Raw genomic sequence first — 15603 nt, 5'->3', positions numbered from 1 at the left:
GTAACGATAATTAACACTACGTTCATTTACGGTTTAACGTCGCAATGGCGCGGGCCAGTTCCTGCCCGTATACATGCCAGGTGCGCTTGCTTGCAGTTTCCTGAGCTGCACGGCCCATTAAACGAATCCTACGTCTGTCATTAATCAAGTTTTCCAGGGCCAGGGTTATAGCCTGTGTCGAGCCGGCTTCAATAAGCAGTCCATTCTCGCCATTAGTTATGAGATCCGGCCCTGCGGTTCTGTCTGTGGTGATTACCGTTAATCCCTGAGACATGGCCTCCGTAATAACTAACCCAAAGCCTTCAAACAGTGATGGAAACACCAGTACATCCTGTGTACGCATCAATTTTAAAATATCTGCATGGGGCAGGCTGGGTATCCATTTATGTTTGTTTAATGCATTGTCTAACGCTGCACAATCATTACTTGCTTTACGCCCCACCACGGTTAGGTCCACAAAATCGGCTAACTCACCTGCCGCGGCAAAAAGATTGGCGATACCTTTACGTTGCGATAGTCCTCCAACAAACAGCACCCGTAATTTTCCATTACTGTTATAATCACTCCGCGGCTCAACTGCCGGAAAGCCATAAGGAATTACCGTAACGGGTGCCAGCCTCCCATTAAAATCGGCCAGTGTTTTTGCAGTAAAGCTACTTGCCACAAATATATGATCGGCCAATTGTAGCTCTTCGTCTTTATAACCGAGTTTAGTATCCGAATCTTTGAAGCCGGTTAAGGTCGAAGCCCATTCGGGCCATTTTTCAATCTCTTGTTTTAGCAAACGCCTTGCTGTACGCCAGTAGCCTATAGGCAAATCATAATAACAGGGAATATTAAGCCGCTTTGCTTCATTAAATGAATACCGAGCCCCATCCTCATAGGCATATACCGCAGTGTAGGCTGTGCTACCAGCCTGTGATTTTAAATTTCTGGCTACCCATTTATCATGCTGCCGGTAAACAGCATCAACAGAAAACATACCTTGCTCGTGCCTGGTCAATTTACTTAAGTGTAATTTAGAAGCCAGTAACCTGCCGGTCTCAAACCAAGGATAAAACTTGGTACGCGCCTGCAAAGCCGGATGAAACTGCCTGCGTTTAATTTCAGCCAAAGCACCTATACCACTTACGCGGTCGAGCCAGTCTCCAGGAAAAGAAGCTATAGCCGTATAAAAGCCCGACAGCGTCTCAGCTTCATTCAAGCCTTGCGCAACAGCTCTCACGTTGGCATTTCCGGTGGGATGGGATAAAATTATCTTCATACTACTTTAAGGTAGTTACGGCTTTTTCTATAACTTTCAGATATTCTTCAGCCACCTTTTGTGGCTCATGGCTTTTAAGATGCTCCGGCGCCGCATTTCTCAACTCCAGTTCAAGCGAAGAACTTCCTAACAAATGTGCTAATGAATCGGCCAGGGCATTAACACTGCCACGTTTTACTACCAAACCTGCTTTACCTACTGCATCAGGTAAGCCACCTCCGTCAGACACTATGGGTAAACAACCGCAAGCCATTCCCTCGAGTGCTACATTACCAAATGGTTCTTCCCAAATGGATGGCACTAATAGATACTGATGCTGATTAAGGTGTTGAACCAGCTTTTCGCCACTTAAAGCGCCTGTGAAGGTTACTTGTTCTGTCAGGCTCAATGCAGTTACCATTTGTTCCAACTTGGTTTGCTCAGGACCGTTGCCTATTATCGTTAACGACTTTCTGATTCCTTTGTCTGCCAATATATTGATAGCGTTGATGGCGATATCGGCACCCTTATCAGACACGAGCCGGCCCATAAATACAAAATCTTTACTCCGTTCTGTACCTGCAATAACCTTAAACAGCGTGTTGCGATACGGATTACCTATAACGATGGCTGCTGGCCAGCAGCGTTTACGGATAGCATCGCTTACGGCAATTACACCCGACGCCCGCTTGAGCCATTGAACTTTTAACTTGTCTTGCCAGGCAATGCTGCCATCCATACGGTTTATCCAGGTTCGAAGCGCAACTACAATGGGTTTACGAAAGAACAGGGCTGGCCATGACAAACGCAGCGATGGATTATTTTCAAAAACTACATCGGCCCAACGGTGCGCTTTAAAAAGCATTGCCCTGTTGGGTTGCCTTATAACTCTGAATGGAAACTCCTTGTCGCCGCTAGCGGCTGTCCAGGTAAGCATCTCAACCTCGTGCCCGGCAGCATGGAACTGCAAAGCAAGTATTTCGGAGTTTACCTCAATACCACCGATATCCGGATAAAACTTGTGAGTGATAAATAATATCTTGAGTGGCATGGCTATTAATTAACTTTAATACTGTTTAAATCGGCCAGGAATTGATTGGTTACGGTTGAAAGCTTGATAAGCTCACAGGCAGCCTCGACCGCAGCTTTTGCTTTTTCAACTTCCGTAAGGTTGGGATGAAGCACAATGCAGTCCTTTAACCGATCATCTAAAAAGCCTATATTGTTATTGTTAAAACCAGGATGTATGTTGGGTGCTGCCACCGGAACGCCATGTTCAATAAATGCAGCTGCACTTCCGCTTTTACCAAGCGCATGCCGTGGAACTGAGGTTATACCAAGATGGCAGCTTTGCAGTGCCTGTGACAATTCCTGATCATTTAAAAAGCCGGTAGAAGTCACTTGCTCAATAATCGACTGCGCTTTCAACACTGCTGCACCTTTATGAACTTTGCCGCCCTTGCCACCTATAAAAACCACTTCCAATGCTCTGTTTTCTTTAGATAAGGCGTCTTTTAAGCCTTTGATAAAAATAATAACATTGTTCGACACATCGGCCTGGCTAAAAAAACCCAGTATAAATTTTCGGACGTTACTGTTATACAACACGTTACCATGATGCATACTAATGTTCGAAAACAATGGCAGCGGGTTGATTTTTCTTTTAGATAACGCCGCTAATTGTTGTTTGTACTGGGGCAATTGCGTGTGTATTATCGAAGGATCTACGGATTTAATTAGATTGCCGATAATTCCCTTTTGCAATAAAGCGTAAATCTTTTTTTTGAAGTCGAATTGTTGCGCACCAACCCATAGTTCATGAAACATGATGTGCCATTTGTTATGCGTACCTAATTTACTTAACATACTGGCTAACTGGTAGGGTAAGCCCTTGCGTTGAAAGCTGTAAGGCACAAATTGCAGGCTGATCCAGTGGGGATCAAAGTGCTTAATATCTTCTACTACCTGATTAAAGCTGCTACTGGTATTAATACGTAAGATGCTGATTTTATTGCCCTCAATTTCTTGCCTTTCACGTGTGATTTGCGGAACATGCTGGTCATTCAAAGCAACAATCATTACCTGGTTACCCTGGCGTGTTAATTGCCCTGCTAAGCAGCGTGTATAATCACCCACCCCATCCTTTCCGGGCTCCAAACAACCACAAATGAATGCAATTTTCAAATCAGCTAATATTATAGTGTAATGAATAGGTATTACTCGTACTTACTAAAACAAGAATTTAGCAGCCCTTTGAACTGTCCGGTAAGTTGCTCCTTACGCTCTGCATCTTTTACAAAGAATCTTGCTGCGAGCAACTCAATGCTGTGCCGCAGCATTAATACAACCGGAAAAATAGCATATACAGCCGCCGGGCGATGCCTTAGAAAATAACGGAGGCGGCCACGATGAAACTGCTTGGCCCTAGATTTTGACCATGCCGATAAACTTTGCATATTGTCATGAATCACTTCATTGCTTTCGATGATCCCCATTTTCCACCCCAGGATTTGCAGCCTTTTTGCCCAATCTAAATCACAGTCTGAAAATGGGAACATTTGGGCATCCAGTCCGCCCGATTCCTGCCAGGCTTTCACCTTAACCAGCAGGGGGCTTGTATACACAATATCTGCATAACTGAATTTTATACCCGCAATTTGCTCATGCCAGCGGTACGGAATCCTTTCCAGTTTAAACTTGTGCACCACCTGTTTCCCCAAGGCAAAGTTCGTAATTTTAGGAAAAGGTGATCCGGCACCGGCAAAACTTCCGTCATGCCTTTTTACAGTGAACCCGCAGGCGGCCAATTTACTGTCATGCTCCAGCATTTGCTGTGCTTGCTTTAACGGCCCGGCACTCAAAATTTGATTATCCGTCTCGTAAAACAACAAATACTTCAACGATTTATACTCGCTTATGGCATAGGCTACACCGGCATTCAGCCCTGCTGCAAAAGACGTATCATCTCCCGGCTGGGGGATCATCAATCTAACAGGAATGTTCAATGATAAAGCCTCGCTTTGAAGCCATTCTACACTACCATCCTTTGATCCGGCATCGTATACAACTGCAACACAATTATCTTTAAATTCCGAACCAGGCAGCCAATCAGATAATACCGAGAGGCATTCCTTTAATAAGGATAGTCTGTTAAACGAGTTTATGATAACGGCTAATTCTGTTGTAATCATTGCTAAGTTTATGGTGTAAGGCGTTTGTAGCATACGCCCGTATACTGTTAACGTATTGTGCTTTTTGCGCCTAAGCTTTCTAAAATATTTATGGTATCAGTGGCATGTTTTTTCCAGGTTTGCTGCTGCACATCTTTATACGCTTGTAAACCATATGCTTTTATCTCATCCCGGTTGTTCAGCGCGTAGGTAATATTATTTAATAAACCCGCAGTATCTCCAAGATTGCTTATCAACATATTTTCCTTGTTGCGGCCAAAGTCGCGTAGCGCCCCTTCCAAATAGCCCACTACACATAATCCGCAAGCCATGGCTTCTAATGTGCTCTTGCCAAATCCTTCACCGTATGATGGCATTAAAAACACATCATTATCCAGGTATATATCCGCTAGTTCGTTACGTTTTACCCAAGGTTTAATCACAAGAGATTCACTATCTAAAAAGTCAAAATCCTGCCGGGCCTGTACTAAGGCATCGTCGTTAATTATAAATGTAACAACAAACTCTCCCGACCGATCGCTAAGCTGTTTAAATGCGCTTTGTAAATCTTTTATTCCCTTACGCACCAGATATTGCCCGGCAAACAAAAAGTGTACTTTCGTACTTGCTTTGGGGCGCAGGCCAATGCCGATATAACTGCTGTCTAATCCGTAACTTATTTTAAATATTTTGCCCGAATGTTCGGGATAATCATTCCTGAGGTATTCTGCATCATCCGAACCTGCACAGAAAACGGCATCACTGTACTTTACTGTTAGCACCGAGCAGTGCTTTAAAAATTTGATGAGCAACCATTTTTTCAGAGCGGCTACCGACGTTTCTTTTTTTGAAAAATTATATCTCGTTAGTGCTAACCGCAGTTCCCAGCCATGTGTCCGGTTGATAAAAAGTGTTTGCGGATATTGTTGCCTCAGGTTTTTGAAGGCATACCAGGCATGAGGTTGGCTAACTATCACAACATCATAATTGTGTTTAAGCAAGGCTTCCTTTAACTGGTTATATTGAACAAAAGGTAGTTCCAAGATCCGGCCGTAGTTGGGTCCTTTTACATACTTTCTATCCTTATGCCATAAGTAATCTACTTTATGCCCAAGTTGTTCCACATGGTTACCAATAGTGATTAAGCTACCGGCAGCACCGCTATCAGGCTTGTAAAGAAAATCACTTACAAATAAGATCTCCATCTAAAGTTTATTATCTGGTTGCGCTAAGCCATAACCGGCCATTAACCTAATCAATGCACTAAATCTTAACCCAGCCAATTAGGTTTACTGTTTACGACTTAACGGTCTGTTTAAGTTGCTTTATTCTTTCAAAATTTTTCAGCAAGTGCTTAACCGTATATTCTTTATTAGTAACCAGGGCCTTTGTTATGGCTGCCATAGTAGAAATTTTGTTACCCGCTGTTGGTTGATAAACGAACGACAATGACAGCAGTGCGTAAACCATGCTGTCCAGAATTTCTACGCTATTGTTAAAAGACCTCCTTACCGGTATAAAGTTGTGGTGTATAAAGGTATCAGACAGATGCCTGATACGATAGCCCAGATACTTTAACCGGGCACCATACTCTAAATACACGTAACCAAACCTGAAGTACTCGTTATTCAATATATTCCGGTCAACTACCTCGCGCGGATATATCGAGGCTCCGCATGATATGGCATGACTGTTTTGGCTGTCTTTAGGCTGCGTGGAAAACCCTCTTGGATGCAATTCGCCCGGGCCGCGGTAAGGTGCGGCGTTGGGTGGAACCCTTGGTGGCGAATACTCTCCTATCACCCAAATGGCTTTAGGATCTTCTTTGATCTTTTGTAGACAAGCTTCGAAGTGACCAACCGGAAAAGTATGATCATCGTCCATAGTACGGATGTGTGTTCCTTTACAATGCTTAGCCACAAAGTTGCGGTTAGCATATAGCCCTTTTTGTGGGCCCCTTAGGTATTGTGCATGATATGCCTCGGCAATCTCCCTGTTTTTTTGGATGGATTCCGACTCCGATGAATCATCAGATATTAAAACCTCGAACCACAAATGGGGTTGTTGGTAAAGGCTTGCTAAACATTGCTCCAGCAGATCGGGCCGATTGCGGGTAACTATGGCAATACTTAATTTATATTCAACAACATCTGCCATGCTTAACCTTTCCTATAAAAGCGGTGAATAAAAGATGACAGTAAAAGGGATGTCTTTTTTAATCGCTGCTCATAATCGCTATGTGCTTTTATGGGATACTTGGCATAAAGCCAGTAATGCTTATCGGCCAGTGAGGGGCCTTTGCCTCGCAATGCAGTACGTATAAACTTCTTTTTCCATGGCTTGGTAGATCCCAAAGCGTGTGACATAATTTTACCGCCACTAATCAAATCCATGCCTTCGGGCCCAATTTCGCTGATAGGCGAAAGGCTGCACATGGCAGTAATGTTCAATCCGTCCTGATCCTGTGCCTGAAAAAGATGTGACCTGGTTAATTTATGTTTAAACTGACTGGCGCTTAATTCGAAGTATTTAAACCCGGCATCCATTACACTTACCCAAGTTTGCAAAAACTCTATATGGCGTTTATTTACGCCGCAAAAGCCACCGTTTATGTACGAATATAAATCGCGCGTAACTGTTTTACCACACTTCTCGATCACCTTAAACCACCACTGCCTGAGCGGATGACTGGGCGGCATATCATTCATTGATCGCTCATGCACTAAGGCAACGCCACACTGCACCCAGCTCTCGAAAAACTCCCACTCGCATTTTACGGTTATGTCCGGGTCAAAGTAGAATATATTGTCGGCACTTTTAGCAGGGCCATCCCATAGCTCTAACAAAAAGTTTGGCTTATAATTCGTTAAATGATACTCTGTAGTAAGCGGTAAAAAATGGAGTTGAATCTGATCAGAAACGGTAAAGGTATAAGCCGTGGGCCAATTAGGGAGGCTGCTCTCTTTTGCATCTGCCGCCCAAAAGGGTAAACTTCCCCTGTATCCGGCAAAAATATCACCTGCAAATCCGTTCTTCTGTAAAGAATTAACAAGTGAGGCCACACCAAAATGATAATGCCCCTCAAAAAGTGTACATATTACAGAACTCATAGGGTTAGCTTTTTCCAATCAATTTTGCCCAAAAGCCTTTTTTTGGCTCGGCTTCACCATAATAACTATAATCATACTGGTAGCCATATCCAAACGAGGAGGCATCAATAGAATTAAAAATAATGTTAAGGTTTCTGAATACTCTTTTAACGTAAAGCTCATTAAGCAGCGTTATATGCGCTTTACGTGTAAAGTTATGCCTTATCAAAAAGAAAGTAACATCGGCATACTGCCCTAATATCTGCGCGTCAGTTACTAAGCCAATTGGTGGTGCATCGATAAGTATGTAGTCATAATCCCGCTTAAGCTCGGCAATCATGACAGGCATATTCCTATTCATCAAAATTTCGGCAGGATTTGGTGGAATAGTTCCACTCTCTATCATGTAAAAATTCTCCTGCTGAGGTACCTCTCTTATAATGTCTTTATAGGCAACCTTACCAATCAAATAGTCTGACAAGCCTACTTTCTTTTCCATGCCCAGGGTTGATAACAACTTTGGCTTCCGTAGGTCTAACTCCAATATAATTACCTTTTTGCCGGTGCTCGCCAAGCTTGCACCAAGGTTCAAGGAAATAAAAGACTTACCTTCACCACTCACTGTTGATGTAAAGAGAATGGTTTTACTATCCGGATTTGCGATCAGGAAATCGAGATTGGTTCTTAAGGCCCTCACCTGCTCAGCAATAACAGACCTTGGCTTGGCTGTAATTGTTAAGGCATTGGCATCATCTGAATGGGATATCTGTGCTATAATAGGCGCCCTTGTAGTTCGGGTAATGTCCGATTTACGACGAACGGTGTTATTCAGCATGTCTTTCAGGAGTATCACACCCAAGGGCAAACCTATGCCCAAACACACAAATATCATGTATAAGGTAGATTTCACAGGCTTTATAGGTGCTCCTGTGGCACGAGCTGGATTTATTACCCTACCATCTGCCGTATTTTGAGCCAGGGCAAGCCCGGTTTCTTCGCGTTTCTGTAAGAGGAAGTTGAATAAGTTATTTTTAATACTTTGGTTCCGCATTACATCTACTAATTCACGCTCTCTAACAGGCACTTGCTGTAAGTCAGATTCGAACTTTGAGTTCAGCTTTTCAACCTCACGCTTACTTAGCAATAAATTGCTGCGCAAGGTGCCCAGCGTTTCTTTAAGAGATCTTTTAAGAGATAGTATCTGATCATTAATCGATGCAACAACAGGATTAGTTTCAGGAATTGTTCTGAGCAGGCTTTGCTTTTGCAACTTAAGTGTTCCTAACTGGCTAACCATCGAGGTTATGGTACCATCCGAAAGGCCCAGCATAGAGGGCTGAACTACGTCCACATTATCGGGCTTTGCTAAAAAGCCTTCTATTTGCTTTAACATGGTTAACTGCAGATTTATGTCGGTAACTTTAGCGTCATTTGCTGTTACTCTTCCATAAATTTGCGATGCCTGGGTACCTAAATCAACTGTGTTGTTTTGTGACTTAAACTGCTGAACATTTCTTTCCTCTGTACCTAGTTCGCGCTGAAGTACTTTAATACGTTCATCAATCCATGCTATGGTATTGGCAATAGTTTGTGTCTTGTCGCTCAATGATGCCTCAATGTAGGCTTGAACCACGGCATTCAAAAAGTCTTCGCCACGCTTAGGTATAGCATCTTCGGTAGAAAGAACGAGCATGTTGCTTTGTTTACTAACGGGCGCAACCATTAATCTGCTCAGGTATACCCGTGCTACGTCTTCTACCGAACTAAAGCTGACAAAGTATGGTTCCTTTGTATAGGCTTGAACAGGCTTAACCAAAATAACACCAGCCGCCGTACTTGTTGGCTTATTGAAAGGCACTTTCTGTCCGTTAAATAAAACTTCGTTATTGTTGATAACCTGAATAGGCCATGGTTTGGTGTAAGTATTACGCGATGGCGTAATCATCTCAACTTTGGCGGGTTCGTTTAAGTAGAGTAAACGTTTATTTAACCTGCCTTCGGCATAATATTCAGTTTGCAGCGCTAAATCCTTAACCACTTTTTCAATTAACGAGCTTGACTTGATGATCAAGATCTCGTTTTCAACTTCAAGGTTCGGCGGTGTAACACCCAGTTCTTCCAAAACCATTTTGTTGGTGGCCTGCTTGGCGTCTTTTAGTAGAATTTGAGTTTGGATGGAATACTGCGGAACCTGCGTTTTTACGTAGAAATATCCTATTACCGAAAACACAAATAACGAAAGCAAGAACCACTTCCAATATCGTAAATAACCTAATATAAGGTCAACAATACCCCCTTCGCTCTCAGCACCGGTTTGTATCGTTGGATCGTATAATTCTTCTTCTGTATTCATGATTGAATTTGATGGCAGAGACAGCCCTTATAAAACCTGGGTAAATAGCGCTATAGCCAAGGTTATTACACCGGCAACAATCGGGAAAATTCTAAAGAAAGAGTTGTTCTGAACTGCCTTACCAGCAGAAGGCTCCGCATAAACCAAATCGTTTGAACGCAAATAGTAGTAAGGAGAATTAAACACATCCCTACTATTGAGATTTACATGGCCGAACTGCTTCTTACCATCAACCTCCCGGATAACCAGGATATTGTCTCTTCGGGCATATGTAGTTAAATCTCCGGCCAAACCTAAGGCTTCGGGTAAGGATACCCGTTCGTTAGGTATGTTAAAAACGCCAATGTTATTAAATTCGCCCAGGAAAGTAACACGGTAATTAACTATACGTAAGGTTACTGTAGGCTCTCTTAGGTACTTTTTAAGGCTATCTTTAACCAAGTTCTTCGCCTCACGTGTGGTTAAACCGGCAAGCTTAATGCTCCCTATAAGTGGTAAATCGATTTGCCCGGCTTGGTCTACCAGGTAGCCGGGTGCTTCCTGCGAATTAATAGCGCCTCCGGCAGCTGCTCCGCCAGCACCCTGATAGGGATTGAAAAAACTCGTTGCTGTTGCACTTAATGAATTAACCGTTACAGACAAGATATCCCCTGGTTGTATTGCCGAAGGAAAAGCTTTGGTATATCCGATGGTATCGGGATCGGTAACTGCGTTTTTTTGGAAGAGAGTTAGCTGCTTTACACTTTTGCATGAAGAAAACAGAGACAAACAGCTTAACAGCAAGACAAATATTCGAAAGTAACTTCTTTTCATTTACAGGAAGATATTGAACAGCACTTTATTTCTATAAATAATTATAGCGTATCTAATCAAGTATAAAGGCCACTTTAAGCAACCTATTATCGTCTAAAACAAACCCTCAATTCAAATTTCAAGGCAATTTGCGCCTTAAAATTAGCAATTTTTTAAATATAATTAAATATAATTGAATTATTAATAAACTTTATGCTTGTCCCATTGTACCACCAAAGTTGAGCGGGAAGCCAGGAGCATCGTTTTGGAGCTTTATACGGCCGTTTACCGCCTCAAACTTTTCAATATTATCTTCGAGTGCCGAAAGTAATCTTTTAGCGTGCTCGGGGGTTAAAATAATTCTTGATTTTACCTTTGCTTTAGGCACTCCCGGCATTACTCTTATAAAATCGAGTACAAATTCTGTATTAGAGTGCGTTATCACAGCCAAATTTGAATAAATTCCTTCTGCAATTTCTTCCGATAACTCTATGTTTAGCTGGTTTTCGTTTGCTTCTTCCATATTGCTAAAATACTAAACCTTATTATTTGTTATAGTGAATTTATATTTATTTAAAAGTTAATATTTAAGCATTGCTATTAACAAAAAAAGCCATCCTGTAAACAGGATGGCTTTGTAATTATTCTTTTGTTAATTACGCTTCTACGTCTTCAGTTTTTGAAGCCATTAAGCGGTCAAACTCTTCTTGTGAACCTACGCGGATATTGTCATATGCACGCAAGCCGGTTCCTGAAGGAATTAAGTGACCTACAATAACGTTTTCTTTCAAACCTAACATTAAGTCGCGCTTTCCGGCAATTGCAGCTTCGTTCAGTACTTTCGTAGTTTCCTGGAACGATGCAGCCGAGATGAACGACTTGGTACCTAATGATGCACGGGTAATACCTTGCAGTATTGGGCTCGAAGTTGCCGCAATAGCGTCTCTTACCTCAACCAGTTTCTGATCCTTACGTTTCAAAACAGAGTTCTCATCTCTTAAGCGACGTAATGATACAATCTGACCTGGTTTAAGCGTAGCAGATTCTCCCGGATCAACAACAACCTTTTTATCAAAGATCTCATCATTCTCGATCATGAAATCCCAGCTGTCAACGGCTTCTCTTTCCAGGAAGCGGGTATCGCCCGGATCCTCGATAGATACTTTCTGCATCATCTGGTGAACGATAACCTCAAAGTGTTTATCGTTAATTTTCACACCTTGCAAACGGTAAACCTCTTGTATACCATTTACCAGGTACTCTTGCACAGCAGCAGGGCCTTTAATAGCCAAGATGTCGGCAGGAGAGATTGAACCATCAGACAATGGCATACCAGCTTTCACAAAGTCGTTATCCTGCACCAGAATGTGTTTAGACAATGGCACCAGGTATTTTTTAACCTGACCATCTCTCGACTCGATAGTGATTTCGCGATTACCACGTTTTACACCACCTAAGGTTACCACACCATCAATCTCGGTTACTACAGCCGGGTTAGATGGGTTACGTGCTTCGAACAACTCGGTTACACGTGGCAAACCACCAGTGATATCCCGGGTTTTACCGGTTGAACGAGGAATTTTAGCAATTACCTGTCCGGTTTGTATTTTTTCGCCTTCTTCGATAGAGATGTGGGCACCTACCGGAATGTTATATCCTTTAATGATGTCTCCGCCACGTTCAGCAATCTGGATAACCGGGTTCTTGGTTTTGTCGCGGGTATCGATAATTACTTTCTCACGGTGACCGGTTTGCTCATCTGATTCCTCACGGAAGGTAATACCTTCTAATACAGCATCAAATTTAGCTACACCGGCAAACTCAGAGATGATAACGGCATTGTAAGGATCCCATGAACAGATACGATCGCCTTTGGTAATGTTGCTGCCATCTTTAATGTACAGGTAAGAACCATAAGGGATGTTATTTGTCATGATAACCTTGTTACTGCCCGGCTCAATAATGCGGAACTCGCCTGAACGGCCCAGAACCACTTCTACTGTGCCATCTTCGTCGGTCTCAAACGGTACAGTACGTACGTTTTCAAACTCAATGATACCATCGTAACGGGCATTGATTTGTGACTCAGCAGCGATGTTTGATGCAGTACCACCCACGTGGAAAGTACGCAGGGTTAACTGTGTACCCGGCTCACCGATTGATTGTGCTGCAATTACACCCACAGCTTCACCGGCTTGTACACGCTTCCCTGTTGCCAGGTTACGGCCATAGCACAAAGCACATACGCCACGCTTGCTTTCGCAAGTTAATACCGAACGAATTTCAATACCTTCAAGTGGCGAATTTTCTATCTTCTTAGCAATTTCCTCATCAATATCCTGACCAGCACCTACCAATTGTTCGTTGGTTAACGGGTCAAACACATCGTGCAGTGAGGTACGGCCTAAAATACGGTCGTATAATGGCTCAACAATATCCTCATTATCTTTCAGCGCTGTAGTGAATATACCGCGTAAAGTTCCGCAATCTGTTTCACCCACAATCATATCCTGGGCAACGTCATGCAAACGACGGGTTAAGTAACCAGCATCCGCTGTTTTCAAAGCGGTATCCGCCAAACCTTTACGGGCACCGTGGGTAGAGATAAAGTACTCTAATACCGACAGACCTTCTTTAAAGTTAGACAAGATTGGGTTTTCGATAATTTCACCGCCCGAACCTGATTTTTGAGGCTTGGCCATCAAACCACGCATACCTGCCAGCTGACGGATCTGCTCCTTGGAACCACGTGCACCTGAATCCAACATCATGTAAACAGAGTTGAAGCCTTGGTTGTCGGTCGAAAGGATTTCCATCACATTCGCAGTCAAACGGTTGTTGATACGGGTCCAGATATCGATGATTTGGTTGTAACGCTCGTTGTTGGTAATGAAACCCATGTTATAGTTATTCATTACTTCTTCAACCTCGCGTGATGCCTGCTGAATCAGATCAACTTTTTGTGCAGGAATGTTTACGTCCTGCAGGTTGAACGACAAGCCACCACGGAATGCCATTTGGAAACCTAATTCCTTAATATCATCCAGGAACTGGGCAGCACGGGCCATACCGGTGTTTTTAACAACTTCGCCGATAATGTCACGCAGTGATTTTTTGGTCAGCAACTCGTTGATGTAACCTACTTCTTCTGGCACGTGCTGGTTAAACAGTACGCGGCCTACAGTAGTATCAATCAATTTGTTTACGATGCTGCCATCGCGTTCTTTAAAGTTTGCTTTTACTTTGATAAAGGCGTGCAGGTCAACTTTCTTCTCGTTGTAAGCAATAATAACTTCCTCAGCAGAATAAAAGCTTAAACCTTCTCCTTTAACAACACGGGTATCGTCAGTTTTACGGCCTTTAGTAATATAGTAAAGACCCAAAACCATATCCTGTGATGGTACTGTAATAGGCGTACCGTTAGCAGGGTTCAGAATGTTGTGTGACGCCAGCATTAATATTTGGGCTTCCAGAATAGCAGCGTTACCAAGTGGTACGTGCACAGCCATCTGGTCACCGTCAAAGTCGGCGTTGAACGCGGTACAAGTTAATGGGTGCAACTGGATAGCTTTTCCTTCAACCAGTTTTGGCTGGAATGCCTGGATACCTAACCTGTGCAGCGTAGGCGCACGGTTTAGTAATACAGGGTGTCCTTTCAGCACGTTCTCTAATATATCCCAAACTAATGGGTCTTTGCGGTCAACAATCTTTTTGGCAGATTTTACTGTTTTAACCACACCACGCTCAATCATTTTGCGAATGATGAATGGTTTAAACAGCTCGGCAGCCATATCTTTAGGTAAACCACACTCGTGTAATTTAAGGTTAGGACCTACAACAATTACCGAACGGGCAGAATAGTCCACACGTTTACCTAATAAGTTCTGACGGAAACGGCCCTGTTTACCTTTCAGGATGTCTGAAAGTGATTTAAGGGCACGGTTACCTTCCGTTTTTACCGCGTTAACTTTACGTGAGTTGTCGAATAACGAATCCACAGCTTCCTGTAGCATACGTTTCTCGTTACGTAAAATCACCTCTGGTGCCTTAATCTCGATCAAACGTTTTAAACGGTTGTTACGGATAATTACACGACGGTAAAGGTCATTCAAATCGGAGGTTGCGAAACGACCACCTTCCAGTGGCACTAACGGACGCAACTCCGGCGGAATAACAGGAACGATCTTTACGATCATCCACTCTGGGTTATTATCAATACGGTTCTTCGCATCGCGGAAAGCCTCAACAACCTGCAAACGCTTCAAAGCTTCGTTTTTACGTTGCTGTGAAGTTTCATTAGCAGCCTGGTGACGCAGATCGTATGATAACTGGTCTAAGTCTATACGTTTTAATAACTCTTCCAAAGCCTCAGCACCCATTTTGGCTACAAATTTCTGAGGATCTTTGTCGTCCAGGTACTGATTTTCTTTTGGTAAGGTATCTAATACGTCCAGGTATTCTTCTTCAGTCAGGAAATCCATTTTAGAGATTCCGTCTGTTTCTTTAATACCTGGTTGAATTACTACGTAACGCTCGTAGTAAATAATTAAATCTAACTTTTTAGTTGGTAAGCCCAGCAGGTAACCAATTTTATTTGGCAACGAGCGGAAATACCAGATGTGTGCCACAGGAACCACCAGGTTGATGTGTCCCATGCGCTCACGACGTACTTTCTTTTCGGTTACTTCAACACCGCAACGGTCACACACGATACCTTTGTAACGGATACGTTTGTATTTGCCGCAATGGCACTCATAATCTTTAACCGGACCAAAAATACGCTCGCAGAATAAACCATCACGCTCAGGCTTGTAGGTCCGGTAGTTGATGGTTTCTGGTTTCAGAACTTCACCACTTGAACGCTCCAGGATAGACTCTGGTGAGGCCAAACTGATGGTAATGGTAGTGAAGTTACTTTTGATTTTATTATCTTTTTTGTAAGACATATATCGTTTT

11 protein-coding genes are annotated in these 15603 nt (G+C 42.9%); all 11 read right to left on the bottom strand.

Features of this window, described 5'->3' with window-relative positions:
- Positions 1-22 precede the first annotated feature (22 nt).
- A complete protein-coding gene (locus ABDD94_RS06350) occupies positions 23-1264 on the bottom strand; it encodes a glycosyltransferase family 4 protein (RefSeq protein ID WP_345955132.1) in 1242 nt (413 codons plus the stop codon).
- Between the two features lies 1 nt (position 1265).
- The gene (locus ABDD94_RS06345) at positions 1266-2294 is read right to left on the bottom strand and encodes a glycosyltransferase family 4 protein (RefSeq protein WP_345955131.1); all 1029 of its coding nucleotides are present in this window, start codon (positions 2292-2294) and stop codon (positions 1266-1268) included.
- Between the two features lie 5 nt (positions 2295-2299).
- Positions 2300-3427 (bottom strand): hypothetical protein, encoded by a 1128-nt coding sequence (locus ABDD94_RS06340; RefSeq protein ID WP_345955130.1) that lies wholly within the window; start codon positions 3425-3427, stop codon positions 2300-2302.
- 32 nt (positions 3428-3459) lie between these two features.
- Positions 3460-4434 (bottom strand): glycosyltransferase, encoded by a 975-nt coding sequence (locus ABDD94_RS06335; protein WP_345955129.1) that lies wholly within the window; start codon positions 4432-4434, stop codon positions 3460-3462.
- 47 nt (positions 4435-4481) lie between these two features.
- Entirely contained in the window at positions 4482-5618 is a 1137-nt protein-coding gene (locus tag ABDD94_RS06330; protein WP_345955128.1) for a glycosyltransferase family 4 protein, read from the bottom strand.
- A 91-nt stretch (positions 5619-5709) separates the two neighbouring features.
- Positions 5710-6570, bottom strand: a complete 861-nt coding sequence (locus tag ABDD94_RS06325; RefSeq protein WP_345955127.1) for a glycosyltransferase family 2 protein — start codon at positions 6568-6570, stop codon at positions 5710-5712.
- A 2-nt stretch (positions 6571-6572) separates the two neighbouring features.
- Entirely contained in the window at positions 6573-7523 is a 951-nt protein-coding gene (locus ABDD94_RS06320; RefSeq protein WP_345955126.1) for a hypothetical protein, read from the bottom strand.
- Positions 7524-7527: 4 nt separating this feature from the next.
- Positions 7528-9855 carry a polysaccharide biosynthesis tyrosine autokinase gene (locus ABDD94_RS06315; protein WP_345955125.1) on the bottom strand — a complete coding sequence of 776 codons (2328 nt, stop codon included), beginning with the start codon at positions 9853-9855 and terminating at the stop codon, positions 7528-7530.
- A 27-nt stretch (positions 9856-9882) separates the two neighbouring features.
- A complete protein-coding gene (locus ABDD94_RS06310; RefSeq protein WP_345955124.1) occupies positions 9883-10668 on the bottom strand; it encodes a polysaccharide biosynthesis/export family protein in 786 nt (261 codons plus the stop codon).
- 190 nt (positions 10669-10858) lie between these two features.
- Positions 10859-11170 carry a DUF3467 domain-containing protein gene (locus ABDD94_RS06305; protein ID WP_345948380.1) on the bottom strand — a complete coding sequence of 104 codons (312 nt, stop codon included), beginning with the start codon at positions 11168-11170 and terminating at the stop codon, positions 10859-10861.
- A 133-nt stretch (positions 11171-11303) separates the two neighbouring features.
- Positions 11304-15593, bottom strand: a complete 4290-nt coding sequence (gene rpoC / locus ABDD94_RS06300; protein ID WP_345948381.1) for a DNA-directed RNA polymerase subunit beta' — start codon at positions 15591-15593, stop codon at positions 11304-11306.
- Positions 15594-15603 lie beyond the last annotated feature (10 nt).

It is taken from the genome of Mucilaginibacter sp. PAMB04168 (assembly GCF_039634365.2).
Classification (GTDB): Bacteria; Bacteroidota; Bacteroidia; order Sphingobacteriales; family Sphingobacteriaceae; genus Mucilaginibacter.
Note: the sequence above shows the minus strand (reverse complement) of the source record. Positions and strands in the feature narration are given on the sequence as shown.